At 42.3% G+C, this 20,182-nt stretch carries 20 protein-coding genes and 1 pseudogene; 9 read left to right on the forward strand and 12 right to left on the reverse strand.

What is annotated here, in order from left to right; translation table 11 throughout:
• From DWY55_RS14325 to DWY55_RS14380, 12 genes and pseudogenes are all read right to left on the reverse strand, one after another.
• Positions 1 to 1,114 (reverse strand): IS66 family transposase (locus DWY55_RS14325; RefSeq protein ID WP_165859517.1); only part of this gene is annotated, 1,114 nt, incomplete at its 3' end.
• A 72-nt stretch (positions 1,115 to 1,186) separates the two neighbouring features.
• Positions 1,187 to 1,522: an IS66 family insertion sequence element accessory protein TnpB gene (gene tnpB, locus DWY55_RS14330; RefSeq protein WP_120178117.1), complete on the reverse strand. Its 336-nt coding sequence runs from the start codon at positions 1,520 to 1,522 to the stop codon at positions 1,187 to 1,189.
• Positions 1,516 to 1,878: a hypothetical protein gene (locus DWY55_RS22200; RefSeq protein ID WP_005827598.1), complete on the reverse strand. Its 363-nt coding sequence runs from the start codon at positions 1,876 to 1,878 to the stop codon at positions 1,516 to 1,518. Before DWY55_RS22200 ends, tnpB begins: the two co-directional genes overlap by 7 nt.
• Positions 1,879 to 2,119: 241 nt before the next feature.
• Positions 2,120 to 3,286, reverse strand: coding sequence for a glycosyltransferase (locus tag DWY55_RS14340; RefSeq protein ID WP_120178114.1), 1,167 nt, complete (start codon positions 3,284 to 3,286; stop codon positions 2,120 to 2,122).
• 20 nt (positions 3,287 to 3,306) lie between these two features.
• On the reverse strand, positions 3,307 to 4,581 hold the full coding sequence (locus tag DWY55_RS14345; protein ID WP_117881025.1) for a hypothetical protein: 1,275 nt from the start codon (positions 4,579 to 4,581) through the stop codon (positions 3,307 to 3,309).
• Between the two features lie 21 nt (positions 4,582 to 4,602).
• Positions 4,603 to 5,817: a glycosyltransferase family 4 protein gene (locus DWY55_RS14350; protein WP_117881028.1), complete on the reverse strand. Its 1,215-nt coding sequence runs from the start codon at positions 5,815 to 5,817 to the stop codon at positions 4,603 to 4,605.
• A gap of 4 nt (positions 5,818 to 5,821) precedes the next feature.
• Positions 5,822 to 6,949 (reverse strand): UDP-galactopyranose mutase, encoded by a 1,128-nt coding sequence (glf, locus tag DWY55_RS14355; protein WP_117881031.1) that lies wholly within the window; start codon positions 6,947 to 6,949, stop codon positions 5,822 to 5,824.
• An 8-nt stretch (positions 6,950 to 6,957) separates the two neighbouring features.
• A complete protein-coding gene (locus DWY55_RS14360; RefSeq protein ID WP_120178115.1) occupies positions 6,958 to 8,379 on the reverse strand; it encodes a flippase in 1,422 nt (473 codons plus the stop codon).
• A 129-nt stretch (positions 8,380 to 8,508) separates the two neighbouring features.
• Positions 8,509 to 9,249 (reverse strand): annotated as a pseudogene (locus DWY55_RS14365) (IS66 family transposase); the annotation flags it as partial.
• Positions 9,250 to 9,380: 131 nt separating this feature from the next.
• Positions 9,381 to 10,937 (reverse strand): ATP-binding protein, encoded by a 1,557-nt coding sequence (locus DWY55_RS14370; protein ID WP_120178116.1) that lies wholly within the window; start codon positions 10,935 to 10,937, stop codon positions 9,381 to 9,383.
• 73 nt (positions 10,938 to 11,010) lie between these two features.
• Complete coding sequence (locus DWY55_RS14375; protein ID WP_057254148.1) at positions 11,011 to 11,496, reverse strand: UpxZ family transcription anti-terminator antagonist; 486 nt, start codon at positions 11,494 to 11,496, stop codon at positions 11,011 to 11,013.
• Positions 11,497 to 11,530: 34 nt separating this feature from the next.
• Positions 11,531 to 12,067, reverse strand: a complete 537-nt coding sequence (locus tag DWY55_RS14380) for a UpxY family transcription antiterminator (protein ID WP_057254150.1) — start codon at positions 12,065 to 12,067, stop codon at positions 11,531 to 11,533.
• 615 nt (positions 12,068 to 12,682) lie between these two features.
• Between DWY55_RS14380 and DWY55_RS14385 the strand changes: the two genes are divergently transcribed.
• The 9 genes from DWY55_RS14385 (at position 12,683) to DWY55_RS14425 (ending at position 20,162) form a co-directional block, all read left to right on the forward strand.
• Complete coding sequence (locus DWY55_RS14385; RefSeq protein ID WP_117588873.1) at positions 12,683 to 13,042, forward strand: hypothetical protein; 360 nt, start codon at positions 12,683 to 12,685, stop codon at positions 13,040 to 13,042.
• A gap of 180 nt (positions 13,043 to 13,222) precedes the next feature.
• Positions 13,223 to 13,588, forward strand: a complete 366-nt coding sequence (locus tag DWY55_RS14390) for an SH3 beta-barrel fold-containing protein (protein WP_035448671.1) — start codon at positions 13,223 to 13,225, stop codon at positions 13,586 to 13,588.
• A 25-nt stretch (positions 13,589 to 13,613) separates the two neighbouring features.
• Positions 13,614 to 14,315, forward strand: a complete 702-nt coding sequence (locus DWY55_RS14395; RefSeq protein WP_005827562.1) for a Lin1244/Lin1753 domain-containing protein — start codon at positions 13,614 to 13,616, stop codon at positions 14,313 to 14,315.
• Positions 14,316 to 14,374: 59 nt separating this feature from the next.
• Complete coding sequence (locus DWY55_RS14400) at positions 14,375 to 15,139, forward strand: glycerophosphodiester phosphodiesterase family protein (protein ID WP_005837303.1); 765 nt, start codon at positions 14,375 to 14,377, stop codon at positions 15,137 to 15,139.
• Positions 15,140 to 15,479: 340 nt separating this feature from the next.
• A complete protein-coding gene (gene dapF / locus DWY55_RS14405) occupies positions 15,480 to 16,328 on the forward strand; it encodes a diaminopimelate epimerase (protein WP_005827555.1) in 849 nt (282 codons plus the stop codon).
• 27 nt (positions 16,329 to 16,355) lie between these two features.
• Entirely contained in the window at positions 16,356 to 17,588 is a 1,233-nt protein-coding gene (locus DWY55_RS14410) for an LL-diaminopimelate aminotransferase (protein WP_008664381.1), read from the forward strand.
• 86 nt (positions 17,589 to 17,674) lie between these two features.
• Complete coding sequence (locus tag DWY55_RS14415) at positions 17,675 to 18,400, forward strand: TorF family putative porin (protein ID WP_008664380.1); 726 nt, start codon at positions 17,675 to 17,677, stop codon at positions 18,398 to 18,400.
• 78 nt (positions 18,401 to 18,478) lie between these two features.
• The gene (locus DWY55_RS14420) at positions 18,479 to 18,835 is read left to right on the forward strand and encodes a P-II family nitrogen regulator (RefSeq protein WP_005827548.1); all 357 of its coding nucleotides are present in this window, start codon (positions 18,479 to 18,481) and stop codon (positions 18,833 to 18,835) included.
• A 58-nt stretch (positions 18,836 to 18,893) separates the two neighbouring features.
• A complete protein-coding gene (locus DWY55_RS14425) occupies positions 18,894 to 20,162 on the forward strand; it encodes an ammonium transporter (RefSeq protein ID WP_005827546.1) in 1,269 nt (422 codons plus the stop codon).
• The last annotated feature ends 20 nt before the right edge of the window (positions 20,163 to 20,182 follow it).

Consider the following 20,182-nt stretch of genomic DNA (forward strand, 5'->3'; position numbering starts at 1 on the left):
AGTCTGTAAGTACCTCACGACCGCGCGAGCCATTCTCATAGAAGAAAATGGCTGTTTTCCGAGCCTTGTTGACCAGAACCCAAATATAGCACTTCTTATAGTGATCATATTTACGCACCTTACACCAGGTCTCATCGCAGTTCACTATCGAGTCTTTTTCCAAAGCTATGGACTTCAATACACAGACCAATTCATCCAGGTATTTCTTGCCTTTCTTAAGCCAGTTGCGCAATGTGTTTTTAGAAACGGTCATGCCCATATCTGTCAGCCATTGGTGAAGAAGACCGAAAGTCACATTCTTCACATAAACTTCATAGGCGATAGCCTGCAGAAATTCAGGAGTAGCTTTAGTACCCTCGAATCTGGTCACCACCTCCGGATGGCCTTCAGAAGGGAAATAACCCCACCTGGGCTTTTTACCAGGCTCTGCATAATGAACCATCTCAAAACATTCTTCCGTAAGGAAAGTACGGAAACTGAACACCCGTACCATTCTCCTTTCAATGATGCGACCGGGAACCTTTGTCAAGTCAGAAGGATGCTCTATTACTTCTCCGGATACTCCCGTCGTTTTATAACCGTCAGGACGATTGGACAAATCACGACCTTTCCCGGAAGGCTCTTTAACCTCCGGTGATTGGACATGACCAACCGAATCCGTGCGAAGCGTATCATCGGTTCCATCATAATCATCCTTCTCCTTGTTCCGGTCTGAATCACCCGTCTTAGCTTTAGATTTGATCTTTTGACGTCGATCACCAAAACGTTCCTGATGGGCATAATCAAGTCTTTCCTGAAGTGACTTAATCTTACGTTCAGCCGATTTGCGAAGTTTATGCTCTTCTGACAACCGATTCTCAAGGTCAGCATGTTTCGATTCCATAGAGGACACCTGATCCTTCAGATCCTTCATCTGAGCCATAAAATCCTCCAAAACAAGCTTCATGGCATCACTTGTCAACCGAAGATCCTGATTCTGTTCGGCAAGGTATTGTATGTACCGCTCTTTCTGATCCTCTGCCATACCTGCACTATAATTTATAGGGCTGAGTGAGCAGGTTGCCCTACTCAACAACTCTCGTTTTGTTGTAATTATATCTTGCAGATCGATCATACTTAAACCTTTGATTTACAGCATTAAAGGTAATAAAATAATCGCAAAAACGCAAGTGGACAAATAGATTAATTATCTGATTTTTAATATTTTAACTATAGGATTCTCAAGAATCAAAACCACGTCCTTCCAGTCAATCCGATAAACAGTATCTGCCCCGTTCCGCTCTACTTTCATGAACTGATAGCCTGCTACAAACTTCTTTTCGAACAGACTATATGAACGATTATCAAATGAAAACATACGGACTATCCTGCGATTTCGAGACATGACTATAAAGACGTCTCCATCATTGGGCTCACGGTGAAGCCGTTCACGAATGACAGACAGCACACGGCTGTGCTTACAACGCATATCGGTAAAGTCACGGACATAATAAAAATGATTCAGACCGGTAACACTCAACATAACCCCTCCAACTGCTCTACCATACGAACCAAATCCTGGTAGCTTAAATTCTTTTGGGACAAATGCAAGCCATTGCTGATACGAATCCCAACCCAAATACGAACCGGGTGATCATCTCTGCTTGGTGATACCGGTTGAGGTTGATCACTAGCCCTGGATTTTTCCTCATGACCAATTGCAGGAGCACCATCAACCTGGACTTCAACTACTTTTTTACGGGTATCCTTGTACCATTTCTGAAAGATGTTATAAGGAACTTTGTTCTTAACGCAAAACGATTGGAGAGATTCTCCATGAGGCAAAGCCTCGGTCTGGTATTGAAAGTAAAACCTTTCAAGATCTTCACTGCTATACATAAATTCTAAAATTTTTGTTCGCAGCGAAGATAGAGGTTGCAATCAATAGCCATTTTTTGACTGCTTACCCATTTTTTGACTGCTTACAGAATCTCAAAAGCTCGTGATTTCTTTTATTGGTCAATATACCATCAAAGTTAGATAGTCTTGCAGTATGCGATCCCCATATTGTCGTTATTAGCGAATCCAAGTTTACGATAAATTCGAGAATAATATAAATTCATAATGTCGATTTTATCTTTTATTTCTTACGAAATTCATTGATAGCCTGTGCAAAGAAAACAGTTCGCTTTTGCTCAAGTAATTTCGGTTCGTAATTCTTTGAACGCTCAAAGTTAATCTTTGCCTCAAACTCCATCTTATCTTTGCTAAAGCCTTTGATTATATTTACTAAAGTATCAATCTCTGTACCATCGTAAGTAAAAAGCGAATCACCATCTATGAGTTCTGGTATACCACCAACAGAAGAGCAAATACAAGGAACAGCCTTGGTCATAGCTTCTAAGATGGTACGAGGGAGACCTTCTGAACGACTGGGATGTACATAAATATCAATAGTTTCGAACCATTTTTGAACATCATCATGCTTAAACTCGCCTAGAAATTCAATCTGATTAGCAATCCCCAACTCGGCAGCTAGATTGCGTAGACGATTAGGTTTACCTGTTCCAACCATTTGAAATATGTAGTTGGTGAAACCTTCGGCTTTTAGTTTTGCCAAAGCCTTGATGATAGTATCCTGTCCTTTCAACTCTGTATCTACTGATCCTACAGTTCCCAGTACAATCGTTCCCGCTTGCTTCTGAATCTTATTCAAACGTTTTGTCAATGACAACTCATTAATATCAAGGAACTCAATATCCGAACAACCAAGGCTCTTGCCTTTGCATGGGTAGTTACTCTGCAGATAATCCTGTGTAACATAGCAAGCATAGTTAGCTTCTCGAACCATGCGATGGGTGTAATAAGAAAGAGGATAGGCTGACAAACGAACCAATAGACGAGAATGGGCAATCGTATTACGGAATATGTCCTCATTCACTACTGCCATATAGGGTATATGCTTCTTGAGACAAATAGTGCTGGCAAATGAGGCAGCAATGCCACTACGCAAATAGCAGAAATCTGCATCCTTGAGAACCCGTTTCATCAAGCGATTGATAGCAAGAAGGTTCTTCGGATTACGAAACTCCGGTACCTGCTTGTAAGTGATACGAGGGTTAGTTACATCCTTGTATTTAGCCACCTCCTGAGCACAGTTACGATTGATGATGCCTGTATATACTGTCAAAGTATCATTCTCATTTAAGCCCGCAAGAAAACGTGAGAAGAAGTGCTCCGATTTGGAATGATAGAATTGGCCATTGTAATGGTCAATTTCCTGATCTTGTATATATATTACGTCCATTACAAGCTATTTAAGAATATTCAATAAGTTGTTCTAGTTCGATGTAGGCTTGATTTTCTTTTGAAAACAAAGAAATACAACCAAGCATAAAACAAAACCATTACTATTAATTCAAATCCAAAGAATAAATATATCAACACGAAAACACTTCCTGATATATTTAGCATTGCCACATTAGACCGCTCTGACACTCGTACAATTCCAATAATAAACAATAGCGAGAGTATACAGCCTAGTAGTCCAAAATTTGCTATATATTCTGACCAGATATTAACTTGGAAGTTGGAACCCTCCATAAATGTCTCTGCGTGTCCGTTGTAGGCATAGGCCGTTAGATAATTAAAAAAACCATATGGCTTATCTTCCCATAAAAATCTTGGAATGTAACAAGTTATATCATATAAAAGAGTAGCACCATCGTAAGGCAGCATATCCGCTCCATTAAGACGGCTATAAATAGATAATTTCACCTCAGACTCACGGCTAAAATATGCATCGTATGTTTCATAAAAACTATCATCAGTATTTTTAGTTGTGAACATAGAATATACAGCAAAGTAGGCTATAAACACACAAGAAAGTAACGCGCCTTTTTTTACCAGCTTCCAATTAGATTGAGTCTGATTTTTTATAAAATCTACTAGTAATATACCTACAATTAGAAAGGCCAGCAGACCTCTTTTTCCATCTATCCAAATACATATGACACTAGAAAGAAGCATTATAATATTTTTACTTGTGCTCCCTTTAATTAAATAATAATATACCAGTATCGATAGAAAAGACAGATAGATAATATACGGCATTACCAATCTATGATACAAATATTCTACAGCCAGTGGATTATACGAATGAGTGTAAAAATACGAAAAATTCGTGTAGATTTCGGGCGTTGGCGCCAGAATAACTGCAGCTACTGGAGCGAACATCAACAACACAATACATAAACGGTAAAAGCTATTTATAGCTTTTGTCCTTTGAAACATAATATTTACTCTTTTATGTGCAAACTTTTGTGCTGTTGACGTCAATCCTACCATTACAAAAATAGCAAACAAATTATAAAGATATGCAGTGTTTTCATCAGTCAGTGCATTATATAAATATTTAGTATGGGTACCTAATGAATTTACATCATTGAACATATCTACTACCAGCGGCAATACTTGAATAATAAAAAACAGTATACTACATAGGTGTAGTATACTATATCTATTTTTTAATACTGCCTTTAGTGATACAAATAGATAAAAGAGGTCTATTATTATTGTTATTAATGTAAAAAATAATAACATAATTAAAAACAGCTACTATTATTAGCAAATATTCTTTACGGTTTCTATATATCTGCTTATATAATGCTCCATTGTAAAATGTTCTATGAACAAGTTTCGAAGTTTCTTAGCTTTGACTTTCAATATTCCATTTTCCAACTCATAAATCATTTTGTTGAATTGTGCTTCTTGGTCTTTTATGTCTCCATAGTTATACAAGAAAATACCATACTCCTCTCCGTACCTTTCGAAGAATTTGTTACCACCAGTTCTAGACATAAGAATAGGAATCCCCTCTCTCATGACTTCTAAAGTAACAAGATCAAAATACGTTTCCTTATTGGGCAAAATAAAAATATCCGATGAAGATACCAAACGATTACCATAGTTAATCCAACCTAACTCTTTCCAGTTTGGATGATCAAGTCTGGTTAATGGTTCCTCGTTTCCTGCTATAACAAACTCAAATCTACTATCTTTTGACAAGATATGCTCTGCAAAGAGTTTCAGTTGGTCGTAACCCTTAATTTCATTATGACGCCCCAAATAGCATATTAGATATTTAGAGGAATCTATACCTAATTCTTCTCTATCTAGCGGTTTTGAGATTGGTTTGTCAAGTATCGAACTCTCGCAATAAATGAATTTATCGGTATTGCAATCCTTATAATCTTTTATCTCTTTTTCTACATAATATGGTTCGAGTGCACCTTGCACAGGAAACATTATATAATCCGCTTTTTCCCATCCTTGTAATTCTTTCTTCAAAATTTGTTTTTTTATTAATCTTCGCAAAACAGACCACTTATAAACAATATTCTCTACATCCTCACACGCCTTTGGTTGCGGAGAATGCGTAGTCAGTATAATCTTACCTTCATAAGACCTAAGAAGTTCAGAAGCTCTATACAAATCTCCAGAATTATGAAAATGAATAGCGTCAAAATCATTCAGATTTATACCAGATATAGATTTTGCACTTAGTTTCTTATTCCAATACATTAAGCATCTGAAGGTGCGAAAATACCCCATAAGTGAGAGAATATCCAACTTATGTATTTTCTTCATCAAGTCCTTATGGTTAGTATTTACAGACCTATCAACATTAGGAATGCCTAAATCATCCTTCAAAAAATGTATTTCTGCATCTTTAGTTGGATGCTTCAAAAGGTATTCTCTAATATTGTATAAATATCCAGCAGGACCTCCAGAGTTTTTTAATACATAGTTCAAATCCCATATCAACACTTTTTTCATATACTCAAATATTTTCAATATTCAACACTTGCTCAATCACAGGAGCCATATCAAAATATCTATACTGGCCAAGGCGACCGCCAAAGATAACGCCTTCTTCTTTTTCAGCTAACTTGCGATACTCTTTAGCAAGGGCATTGTTGCGGTCATCGTTTACAGGATAGTATGGTTCCATACCTTCCTCGTATTCGGTTGAATACTCTTCGCTAACAACAGTCTTTGGACAATCATAAACTTCCTGACCAAACATCTCAAAGTGCTTGTGTTCAATGACGCGAGTATAAAGTTCATCGTGACTGGTATAGTTCACAACGGCATTACCTTGGTAGTTAGGTGTATTTTCTACACGAGTCTTGAAGTTGACGGTACGCCAATCAAGCTTACCTAACTTATAGTCGAAGTACTCATCTAAAGCACCAGTATAAACAAGCTTGCTAGCATAGTTCTTCCAATCCTTGTACTCTGAATTGAAGAAATTGACCCCAGTCTTGCATTCCACACCCTCAAGCAATCCTTCGATGAGTTTATTGTAGCCACCGATAGGAATACCTTGATAACAATCATTGAAGTAGTTGTTGTCAAAAATCATACGAACAGGCAGACGCTTGATGATAAATGTGGGAAGATCCTTACAGCTACGTCCCCACTGTTTCTCCGTGTATTCCTTGATGAGTTTGTAGAAAATATCCTTGCCTACAAGGCACAAAGCCTGCTCAGCAAGATTTTGAGGTTCGCGACCACCAAGAGCAGCTACGGCCTCTGACCTCTGATCATCAATCTTTTTCTTTGCCTGTATAGGTGTATGTACCTCAGGCCACATACGGTTGAAAGTATTCATATTGAAAGGTAAGTTGTACAACTCACCCTTGTAGTTAGCTACAGGACAGTTAGTGTAGCGGTTAAACTCAACGATAGAATTCACGAAGTCCCACACCTCCTTGTTGTTGGTGTGGAAGATATGCGCACCATACTTATGCACGTTTATGCCCTCAATGGACTCACAATATACATTGCCACCGAGATGAGGACGTTTTTCAATCACAAGCACTTTCTTCCCTGCTTGTTTAGCTTTGTATGCGAATGTAGTTCCGTAAAGACCAGAACCCACTATGAGGTAATCGTAATGTGGCATAATATATATTATTTTTTGCACTTATTTTTGAGCAAAGTAATAGTTTCGTTTCCTGAAGCAATACATAAAAATAAGTATGTAATACTACCTAATAGAACAGCAATTACAGTTTGTATATAGATATTATCAAACAATAACTTAGTCACATATACTACAGAAACCATAGCTACCAGCGGAAGAAACGTCTGCTTGACAATTGATTTAAGAGAAAGTGGTATGTACTTGTTAACATAATACAATTGATATGCTGCAATAACAAACTCTGTAACAACAGATGCAATAGCCGCTCCATAATGTCCATATGGTATAATTAACAAAACATTTAGCACCACATTGATTATTGCTCCGATAATTGTAGAATATAAAACTATTGTTTCTTTTCCTAATGAGACTAATATCTGATATCCTGTGAAGTTACTAATAGCAATAGTTACAACTGAAACAGTGAGTATTTGCATAGATAATATTGTTGCTTCAAACTCCTTACCAAACATTATGAGAGTACAATCTTCTGCTAGTAGCATAAGCCCTACGGCTACAGGCAAAGATAAAGTAAGTAGCATCGACAGCCCCTTGAAAGCCAGCGACTCAAATTCCAGCTCTCTTCCATGACTTAAGTAGTAGTTTAGTCGAGGTAAGAAAACCGCACTTGCTGCAGCTATCATGACTCGTGCTATTCCAACGGTCTTTGCAGAATTTGTATAGTAGCCAACAATTTCATCACCCTTAAAAAGACTCAACATTGTAGTATCTGCGAGCGTGTATATCTCAATAGCAATCGTTGTAGCTAAAAGTACAAATACAGGTTTTAAATGGCGGCTGACATCAAGGCCATTATATTGGAAATCTACATATTTATGTAAATTAACAACATTAAAAATGTAGTTAGAAACAAGACTCAGGGTAACAATTAAAGCATATATAGGAAAATCGTTTGCATTATGAACAAATATAAAAACTGACGCTAAAGCAAGCAGCTTAACAATAAAACTGCGAAACATTATATAACGATATTCTTCTATACCTTGATAGAACCAGTCAATATTGAAAATATTTGCAAATAATTGAATGCCAACAATAAATGATATGAGTAATTTGTCTTCAAAATAGTCAATTCCTAAAACTATGCCCAAGTATACACATATACATATCAATGTACTGATCGCATTTATTACTGCAAGTTCTGAGAATGTTTTGCTTCGCTTCTCCCTTTCATCAAAGCATTCTGCTATCTTTTTCACTCCATATGTGGGAAGTCCCAAAGAGGCAATTATCACAAAATATGACACTATATTTTGTGCCGATGCGACCTTGCCTACCCCAACTGGCAATAGCACACGTGATACATATGCCATAGTGACCAAAGGGAACAATGCGTTCAAACTCTTGTAAAGTATATTATATATTGCGTTAGAACCTAATGTTCTCATTTATTTCTTGCTTGTTGTTTATTTCTGGATTAAACAAGCGGCTGTAAGCACTCAATTTAGGGCATCCCCTTTTGAAAGGGCACTTTTCTGTGCCCTAAATCGAGTTTTGTTAATTAATTAGTTTTGAAATTAACATTGGCTTGTAGCCAAAGTGATTTTGTCAGGAACCATGTTAACATAATCCCGGCATCCGTTAAAGATTTTTTTGAAAAAAGTTCCGATGAAGTTCCAGACAGAACTGCCATGAAGCTTTACCGTTCCTATCATACTGTGATAAGTTGCAGCCATCCCAGCACCGGCATCACTACCATATTTAAACCGGGCTGATTTCAACTCATTGCCGATAAATACATAAGCATTGTATCCGTCGGACATAATACTCTTCAATTCTGCATCACCCAAAAAGTCTGTAAGTACATCACGACCGCGCGAGCCATTCTCATAGAAGAAAATGGCTGTTTTCTGAGCCTTGTTGACCAGCACCCAAATGTAGCACTTCTTATAGTGATCATATTTACGCACTTTACACCAGGTCTCATCGCAATTCACAATCGAGTCTTTTTCCAAAGCTATGGACTTCAATACACAGACCAATTCATCCAGGTATTTCTTGCCTTTCTTAAGCCAGTTGCACAATGTGTTTTTAGAAACGGTCATGCCCATATCTGTCAGCTATTGACGAAGAAGACCGAAAGTCACATTCTTCACATAAACTTCATAGGCAATAGCCTGCAGAAATTCAGGAGTGGCTCTAGTGCCTTCAAAATTGGTTACTACCTCCGGATGGCTTTCAGAAGGGAAATAACCCCACCCGGGCTTTTTACCCGGTTCTGCATAATGAACCATCTCAAAACATTTTTCCGCAAGGAAAGCAATCAATAGCCATTTTTTGACTGCTTACATAAAGAATATCAAAAAAGGACTTGAGTTTTAAGTATTATTAGTTTGGATTCCTATCGTTCATAGGAAAGGAAGTTTGCCGAGGCATGAGTGCTAAAGAGTTATTCCACAATATACCTCTCCACATTCCGTGTCTCCTTGCTGAAGTTCACCCCCACTTTCACCAGCCGCCTGCCATCCAGCACATAAGGAATCAGATAACCTCTCTCATCAATTTGCTTCAAGGCATCTTCGGCACTGCCGTTCAGCTTGAACTCAAAGACGTAAACGGCATCTTTTGTCTGCACCACGGCATCGGCACGACCACGCGCACTGCGCACTTCCGCCTGTACGAATTGACCCAGCAAAGTGAAGACGACATAAAAGATGGCCTGATAGTGGCGTTCGGTATTGTTGCTCAGTTCGTAGGGAATGCCTGCAAAGAATACTTGCAGGCGTTCCATGAATGCATCCACATCACCGGAACGGAGTTCACGCATAAACTTGGCTATGTGGAAACCGGTTTCATCATCAGTCACTCCTGTATAATAAGGAACCAAGAAATTCAAGAAACCATAGCGTACCTCATCATTGGGAAAACCCAAAGTGTACAATAAAACATCCCTATCGTAGTCTTTGATGGTCAGATAACCACTCTGATAAATCATGGGAAGCGGATTCTTTACTTCCGCACGATACTCAAAAAAGGCGGAAGCCGTCACTTCAACTCCCTCAATCAGAAGGCGCAAATCATAATCACTCTCTTTCAATAAATTTACCAAATAGGTAGGAGTACCGGTCTGAAACCAGAAATTATCCAAAATCTTCGACTTGCATGCATTCAACACACTGAAAGGATTAAAAACCCCTTCACAATGGGGGTAAAAATGATAACCGTCATACAGCTTGGTCATCTGCTCCAAAGTTGTATCAAAGTCCATTCCATTGGAAACACCCAAACGTTCTATCTCCGGAGTAAACGTTGTGAGCAGTTCTTCCTTAGTAATACCACATAAAGAAGAATAGTCGGGCCATGTACTGATGTCCTGCAACTGATTTAAATCACTGAACACGCTAATCTGCGCAAACTTCGTCACACCCGTCAAAAAAACAAAGCGGAGATAACGGTCGGCACTTTTCAGTACCCCATAAAAGGCTTTCAATATCCGACGATATTCTTCCGTTAGCTTTTCATCCGAAAGAGCTTGAAGCAAAGGCTTATCATATTCATCAATCAACACTACCACTTGCTTACCCGTCTGGGCATACGCCTGCTCTATCACATAGGCAAAGCGCTCTTCGGGACTACGCTCCTGCTTTTCCGCACCATATTTCAATTCCCACTTTTCCAGATATTGATTAAGCATGGCTACCAAATCTCCGGCTGTTTCATATTTACGGGCATTCAAGTCCAGATGCAATACAGGATATTCCTCCCACCGGGTTTCCAGTTTTTCGATGGCAAGTCCGTGAAACAAATCTTTACGTCCTTGAAAGTAAGCTTCGAAGGTAGATATAAGCAAACTCTTACCGAAACGGCGAGGACGGCTCAAAAAATAGGGAGTGGAATTGGATGCTATCTTATAGACCATTGCTGTTTTGTCTACATAAAGATAATTTTCTTCACGCAGCTTTTCAAAAGTCTGTATACCAATCGGCAGTTTACGCATCTGTTCCATCTTATTTCTCTTTTTTAGAAGCTATATGCAAATATACGTTTTTTCTTCAAAGAGAAATCCTATTTATACATTTTTATTCCATTTCCTCCCATGGATAAGGATTATCCACCACATTCTGAAACTCATCAACTGCTTCCTGCTGCTCGGCAGTCAGTGATGCAACACTCCAAGAAGCAATGATGGAACGAGCTTCATCCACCAAAGCCTCATCAAACACCTCACCATAGCAAGCAGTAAGCAGACGAAGCTTTAGTAATGAAGCAGGAAGAATATCCAGAATATCCCAACAGCGCTTCAATACCTCCTGCACATGTTGTAGCTTTTCACCATGGTCAATGAACGAGGCACTATACCCTTTCAAGAGAGCAAGACAGACATTTGCCTGCTCCTCCACCGTAGTGCCCCAGATACTGGAATTATACAAAGTTGTGGTCAAGCGATAGACTTCGCTGTTACGACGGGACAAGTCATCACTATAGATAGGACTCCCGTCCATACCCAAATACATCAGATCGTGCGCAGCACGCTGAAGGAGGAGTGCTTCTTCTAAAAGAGACATGATTAATTAAAAATTATAAATTAACAATTAAAGACTAGCGGATCACTTCGATGAGATCCGGATGGATGGTCGCCATGGCAACGGCAATGATACCTTGTATAGCAATCACTACACGACGATCACGGGCACCTTTTACTTTTAGAAAAACACCTTCTTGACCCTCGAAGTCGCCACCGGTGATACGGACTTTCGTACCTTTGGAGAGATTCAGTTCTTCGGGTTGAAAATAGAGAAGATGGTCATTGTAGGTACCAGCAACGGCTATGAAACGCTGCATATCATGGTCAGGAATGACTATTTTCTGACCGCTACGGGTATCAGTAATATATTGCAAATAAGTAATTTGAGACTTAAATCGCTGCACTTCGGAAGGACGTGCGTGGACAAAAACCAGGTTACGGATGACGGGAACCAAAGCACGGACTTTCCTGCCCCTACGGATACTTATCTTATATTGCATGGGAATGAAACAGCCAAGATTTGCCTTTTCGAGAAGATGCATAGCTTCAAGCTCCCTGCGGTATGTAGCACGCATGGCAAACCAAACTTCGGTCTCTTTATCCATTTCTATTCTTGTTAATTTTACTTAGAAAAAGGTATTCCTTGGGGGCTTTGAACTACTATTACATAACTGTAGTTCAATCACTTGCGAGCATTTTATGGGAAGTTTGACAAGCACTATGCCCTTCTTGTCAACAGATTCTCTGTGGTTGTTCATTACCTTTTGGTAAGAGACTATAAACGAACGTATTAGAAACAAAAAAGCGTTTTTTAATCGTACGTTTAAAAAACACCTATTTCGAACTTATACAAGACATACTCAAAGAGCTAAAAATAAGAAGATTTTAACTGATTACATATATTGCATATACTACTGAAATTCAATGTAATATACTTATCATTATTTATTATTAGGAACATTTTTCTATCAAACATTTTGCCATTACAAAAAACGTCTCTATCTTTGCGTTCATTAAACGTACGTTTTTTAAACAGCATATCATCTTATATATCAACCATTTACAACTCACCCTTCACATTTCCCACCAAAATTCCCTTATTTCTCCCTCACTTTTTATACTTTCGCATTTTTTAACCAGAATAAAAAACAGTTAAACGAACGAAGAATTACACAAATGAAAGAACTCAAAAAAAGAAGCATCTCAACAGTAACGAACAGAGAAGCATGTCGTATCAATCTGATACACAGAAACTAAAAGTAACAAAAGTAAAAGAACACAGTTCCATAGTGGATGAAAAGCTATTGTCAGAACGGGTTTACTACGGAGACCAGACCCATGTTTATGTAGGTTACTTAAGAGCCTTTAAATCAGGCTATTTTGAAGGCACAAAAATTAGAAAAATAACGGATATAGCCAAGTTGCTCGTAGCATCCGAAAACTTCACAAAGAGAGCCAGAGGAGAGCAAAAGCCTTTGACTTACAGCACCATAATCACCGAATTGGAGAAGGTATGGGCCATCATAAAACGGGAAGACACCACACTGATTGACCCATACGGATATGATGTAAGGATAAATCACTGATAGTTCAGTACCTGGAAAGGCGGTAATTTTGCCGCCGTCAGCAACCGGACAGAAGGGCTACACCTTTCTCGTCGGATGGTGTAGCCTCAACAAGGCAAGGGCGTAGCCATCCGTACTGAAAGGAGTAGCCTTTTTTCATTACTGATTATCATACATTTACTAACCCTAAAAACATAAAAAATGGGAAAAGAGAAAACTGAATTTGAGGAGCAATTTGTATCCAAAACAGAAAAAGCAAAAAAGCTATGGGAAAAACGGATTATGGAAAACACGACATTGAGCATGGAGTCTGTACAATGGATGGCACAGCGCATAAATTCCCTACTGGAATACATGCAATACGGATATGCATTGATAGCCTACCGAAAGCAGGACGGCAGCTTCTACATGGGAAAAGGAACCCTTGTTTCCTACGAAAGCGACTTCAAAAAGAAACATGACATGACAAGCATTAAAGCTCACGTAGCCTATTGGGACGCGGAACAACAAGGCTGGCGGACTTTTCTGATTGAGAACTTTATGGAATGGAGACCGATAGTAAACTAACAAAAAAACACCAATATCAAAAGCTATGGAGGCTTATTTACTACATGATGCCAATGCCGGCAGCAACCTAAAATTAATGATTATGATACAAGAAGAAGGTATGAAAGGATATGGCATTTACTGGACAGTGCTCGAATTCCTCAGATTGCAGAATGAATATAAAGCCAGCCTGAAAGTGATTCCCATACTGGCACAAAAAGCAAGGGTGACAACCGCCACACTGAAGCGAATCATCTATGACTATGCGCTGTTCGAGGTGAACGAGACAAGCTTCTCATCCCCCGGACTAAGCCGCCGCATGGAGCCATGGGACGCCCAACAAGAAGCTAAAAAAGAGGCCGGACGTCGCGGTGGACTGGTTAACCAGCAGAGAATCAGGGATGCCAAGACAAGCAGCGCTTTAGCAAATAAACTAAATAAAGAGAATAAAGAAAACCCCTCTCTATCTCCCCAAGGGGAGACGGGAAGAAGGAAGGAGGAGATTCTTCTGACTCCACCGGAGTACACGCTCAACAGACAGACGCATAATTACCAAGGCCTAATGGAAGAACTGGCAAGGCAGAAAGTAACCGACATCCACGATTTGAATGCCATCCTAAGACTGACAGATTTTGGAAAACTGGGAGGGAAAATCTGGAAAATCCTATATGAGTTGAACAGCTCACCCCAGCTGAAAGCCCGCATCGTGATGCCCGGAAAGTACATACTGAAATTACTCAGGGGTTAGATTTAATAAAAGAAATATAATACTTATCTTTGTGTTCAAAACAAAACACCCTAATCATTATGAATCTGAAAAAACTATTTTTTGCTTCTGCCCTGCTCTTTGCTGCATGCGGCACTATCCAGGCCCAGGAAGTCATTGCCCACCGTGGTTTCTGGACTACAGACGGTTCGGCTCAGAACTCCCTTGCCGCACTTGTAAAGGCTGATTCTATCCACTGCTACGGCTCCGAGTTCGACGTTTGGCTCACCACAGACAATCAGCTGGTTGTCAATCATGACGCCACCTTTAAAGGCGTGACTATGCAAGATGCCACAGCCAAGGTATGCACCGCCGTACAACTGGACAACGGCGAACAACTCCCTACCCTGCAACAGTATCTGGACAAGGCAAAAAGCCTGAAAACCCGCCTTATCCTCGAACTGAAAGCCCACAAGACCCCCGAACAGGAAACACGAGCCGTAGAGGGCATCGTAAAAATGATAAAGGACAAAGGGCTGGAGGACCGTACGGAATATATCACCTTCTCCCAACATGCCACCAAGGAGTTTATCCGTCTGGCACCCAAAGGCACCCCCGTCTACTACCTGACCGGTGACCTTACCCCCAAGGAGTTGAAAGCATGGGGTTGTGCCGGTCCCGACTATCACTTCAGTGTCTTCCAAAAACATCCTGAATGGATAAAGGAATGCCACGACCTCGGCATGAAAGTAAACGCCTGGACCGTAAACGAAGCCAAAGACATGGAATGGCTCATCAGCCAAGGAGTAGATTTCATCACAACCAATGAGCCGGTAGTGCTGGAAGAAATTTTAAAGAAAAAATAGCCGCTCCTTATACATTTAGAAACAAAAACCAAACAAACCGCTTCATTATGTCCGCAATGGAGCGGTTTCTTGTTTTCAAAAAGATAGCAATTAGTCTTATAAAAAATCTTTTTTCTTATTTTGAGTCAAACTAAACTTTCACATGGATTACAATTTATATAAAAACAAAGCCATATGCTTTTAAATTGAAAGCCTGACAGTAGATATTCTCATTGAATGAAAGTTTCGCTAAAAAATAATAGAAAATAGATATGCTTTACAGTTAATTATAAAACAAAACGTCGTATATTTGCATCGAAATAAAACAAAAGGATATATTAACCAACCGATAAAGGACAAAATGACAAGAGCTATAAAATTCACCAAGATGCACGGTGCCGGAAACGACTACATTTATGTAGATACGACCCAATATCCTATCAGCCATCCGGAAGAACTTGCGAGGGCATGGAGTGCACCGCATACGGGAATTGGAAGTGACGGTCTGGTACTTATCGGTTCTTCGGACAAGGCCGATTTCAGCATGCGGATATTCAATGCCGACGGCTCGGAGGCCCGGATGTGCGGCAATGCAAGCCGCTGCATCGGAAAATATCTTTTTGACTACGGACTGACCTCCAAAACAGAAATCGCACTCGATACACTGTCAGGTATAAGGATGCTAAACCTGCACTTGGCAGACGGAAAGGTCAACTCTGTAACCGTAGACATGGGCATACCTGCCGACGAACCGGCAGACTACGACGGCAAAGGAGCCAAACCGATGAAAGAACAGCCCATCGAAGTGGACGGAGAACGATATGTAGGGACCACCGTATCCATGGGAAACCCGCATCTGGTAATCTTTGTCAATGATATTGAAGCCATCGACCTTACAGTCATCGGTCCCAAACTGGAGAATCACCCTCTCTTCCCCGGACGCATCAATGTAGAATTTGCCCAGATATTGGGAGAAGGAAAAATAAGGATGCGTGTCTGGGAACGAGGCTCGGGCATCACCCAAGCCTGCGGAACCGGAGCTTGTGCCACCGCCGTGGCAGCCTTCCTCACCGGACGCGCAGGAAGGGAATCCATCATCATCATGGACGGAGGCTCACTCACCATCCGATGGGACATCGCCACCAGGCATGTACTGATGACGGGAGAAGCCACCAAAGTATTCGACGGCAAAATTGAATTAATTGACTAATCACCAACTATCAACCAAGAAAAGATTATGGCATTAGTAAACGAACATTTTTTAAAGCTACCGGGTAGTTATCTGTTTTCAGACATAGCCAAGAAGGTAAATACTTTCAGGATAACACATCCCAAGCAAGAGGTCATCCGTCTGGGTATCGGAGACGTTACCCGGCCACTGCCACCGGTCTGCATCGAAGCGATGCACAAGGCAGTGGAGGAGATGGCTGACGCACGGACATTCCGTGGATATGGTCCCGAGCAGGGATACGACTTCCTGATAGAAGCCATCCTTAAGCACGATTACCTTCCGCGAGGCATCCACTTCGGTCCTACGGAAATCTTCGTGAACGACGGAGCAAAGAGCGACACAGGAAACATCGGCGACATTCTCCGCCACGACAACAGCGTGGGAGTGACCGACCCTATTTATCCGGTCTATATAGACAGCAACGTGATGTGCGGACGTGCCGGAGTACTGGAGGAAAACGGCCAGTGGAGCAACGTCACCTACATGCCTTGTACCGCCGAGAACGACTTCATCCCGGAGATTCCGGACAAGCGCATCGACATCGTCTACCTCTGCTACCCCAACAACCCCACGGGCACCACCCTGACCAAGCCCGAGCTGAAGAAATGGGTGGACTATGCGCTCGCCAACGACACGCTGATTCTGTTCGATGCCGCCTACGAAGCCTTCATCCGCGAAGATGACGTACCCCACTCCATCTATGAGATAAAGGGAGCGAAGAAATGCGCCATCGAGTTCCGCAGCTTCTCGAAGACTGCCGGATTCACGGGAGTACGCTGTGGCTACACCGTTGTGCCGAAAGAACTCACTGCCGCCACGCTGGAAGGCGAACGCATCCCACTGAACAAGCTCTGGAACCGCCGCCAATCTACCAAGTTCAACGGTACCAGCTACATCACCCAGCGGGCGGCAGAAGCCATCTACACACCGGAGGGACAGCGGCAGATAAAGGAAACGATAGATTATTATATGGACAATGCCCGGACCATGAAGCAGGGCCTTGAAACGGCCGGGCTGAAAGTCTACGGCGGTGTGAACGCTCCTTACATCTGGCTGAAAACACCCGACGGAACAAGCTCCTGGCGGTTCTTCGAACAAATGCTGTACGAAGCCAATGTAGTGGGCACACCGGGTGTAGGTTTCGGCCCCAGCGGTGAAGGATATATCCGGCTAACGGCCTTCGGCAAGCACGAAGACTGCGTGGAAGCCATGAAGCGCATCCGGAAGTGGCTGAAATAAAAAAAACAATTGAATTAGCGAGGTACTTGCTATAATCGAGTCGGACTGATCATCCGGAATTTTTCTAAACTTAAAGGTAAAAAGGTATGAAAACAAAAAGTGTAAAATGGGGAATAATGGCAATGGCGCTGTTATCAATGGCAATGCCTTTCACGGCAAAGGCTCAGGATAAAGTGGAAGCGTCGGCAGGCGTCGACCTCGTAAGCGGTTACGTGTGGCGTGGCCAGGATTTGGGAGGGGTAAGCCTCCAGCCGAGCGCATCCATCGCCTACAAAGGTTTCTCTCTGGGAGCTTGGGGCTCCGTAGGCATCGAGAGTTCGGACACGAAAGAGTTCGACCTCATACTGGGATATTCAACCGGAGGCTTCAGCGTATCGGTGACGGACTACTGGTACAATGTGACCGGAGATGGGGTGACAGCCAAATACTTCCAGTACGGTGCACACAATGCTGCCAACTCACATCTGTTCGAAGCGCAAATCGGCTATGATTTCGGCCCCGTAGCCATAAACTGGTACACCAACTTTGCAGGCGACGACGGTATTGACAAAGACGGTGACCGTGCTTATTCATCCTACATCTCCGTGGCAGCCCCCTTCACACTGGGCGGTCTGGACTGGACGGCCGAGATAGGCGCTACCCCTTGGGCCACGGACTTCTATGGAGCCAACGGATTTGCCGTATGCGACGTCAGCCTGGGAGTATCAAAAGACATCAAAATCACCGATTCCTTCTCCCTCCCGTTGTTTGCCAAAGCAACCTGGAATCCAAGGTCTGAAGGTGCCTATTTCGTAGTCGGACTAAGCTTCTAAAAGCAAAGAACTATGATTTATACACGCCGAAAGGCAAATAGTAAATCGTAAATTGTCTAATCGTAAATTATTTAAGGTATGAAAAAGATTGAAGCTATTATCCGAAAGACCAAGTTCGAGGACGTGAAGGACGCGCTGCTCGAAGCGGACATCGAATGGTTCTCCTATTATGATGTACGGGGCATCGGGAAATCCAGACAAGCCCGTATCTACCGTGGTGTCATGTACGACACCAGTTCCATCGAGCGCATCCTTATCTCCATCGTGGTGCGCGACAAGAATGCGGAAAAGACCGTACAAGCCATCATCAAATCTGCACAAACCGGTGAAATCGGCGACGGACGTATCTTCGTCATCCCCATTGAGGATGCCATACGCATACGTACTGCAGAGAGAGGCGACATCGCACTCTACAATGCCGAACAAGAAAGATAACGGGCAGCTACAAACCACAACTAAGAAAATACAATACAACTAAAAGCAACAAGAAATTATGGATAAACTTATTTTAAGTGAACTGACCAACGGACTGAACACTGTATGGATGCTGCTTGCAGCCATGCTGGTATTCTTCATGCAACCGGGCTTTGCACTGGTCGAAGCCGGTTTCACCAGAGTAAAAAATACGGCCAATATCCTGATGAAGAACTTCGTTGACTTCATGTTTGGCAGCCTGCTCTACTGGTTCATCGGTTTCGGACTGATGTTCGGTGCAGGCGGATTCATAGGAATGCCCCATTTCTTCGACCTCTCGTTCTACGACGGAGGCGGGCTTCCCACGGAAGGTTTCCTGGTATTCCAGACTGTATTCTGCGCAACGGCTGCCACCATCGTGTCCGGCGCTATGGCAGAACGTACCAAATTCTCCATGTACCTGGTTTACACCATCTTCATCAGTGTGCTGATTTATCCCGTTTCCGGTCACTGGACTTGGGGCGGCGGCTGGCTGATGAACGGTGAGGCAGGTTCCTTCATGATGGAAACATTCGGAACAACTTTCCATGACTTCGCAGGTTCCACCATCGTCCACTCCGTAGGCGGCTGGATTGCCCTGGTAGGTGCGGCCATCCTCGGCCCGCGCATCGGGAAATACGGCAAAGACGGCAAGTCAAGAGCCATTCCGGGACATAACCTCACGATTGCGGCACTGGGTGTATTCATCCTTTGGTTCGGATGGTTCGGCTTCAACCCCGGTTCACAGTTGGCAGCAGCCACTACGGACGATGCAAGGGCCATCTCGCATGTATTCCTCACCACCAATCTGGCAGCCTGCGCAGGCGGTTTCTTTGCATTGGCGGTAAGCTGGATGAAATATGGCAAACCCTCCTTGTCTCTGACACTGAATGGCATTCTGGCCGGATTGGTAGGCATCACGGCCGGTTGTGACATGGTTTCTCCCTTCGGGTCGGTAATCATCGGCACCATCTGCGGCATCCTGATGATTTATTCGGTGGAATTCATCGACCGGACACTGAAAATTGACGACCCCGTAGGGGCCAGTTCCGTACACGGCGTCTGCGGTTTCACGGGAACCATCCTCACCGGACTGTTTTCCACCAGTGAGGGACTGTTTTACGGTGCAGGCTGGAGCTTTCTCGGAGCGCAGGTATTCGGTGCACTCGTAGTAGGCGCATGGGCAGCAGGCATGGGATTCATCATCTTCAAAGGACTCGACAAAATCCACGGCCTCCGCGTTTCCAAACGTGTGGAGGAAGAAGGACTCGACATTTACGAACACGGCGAGTCTGCCTACGGTGCATAATGATTTCATATTTTATTAAA

It is taken from the genome of Bacteroides sp. AF25-38AC (assembly GCF_003602995.1).
Classification (GTDB): Bacteria; Bacteroidota; Bacteroidia; order Bacteroidales; family Bacteroidaceae; genus Bacteroides; species Bacteroides uniformis.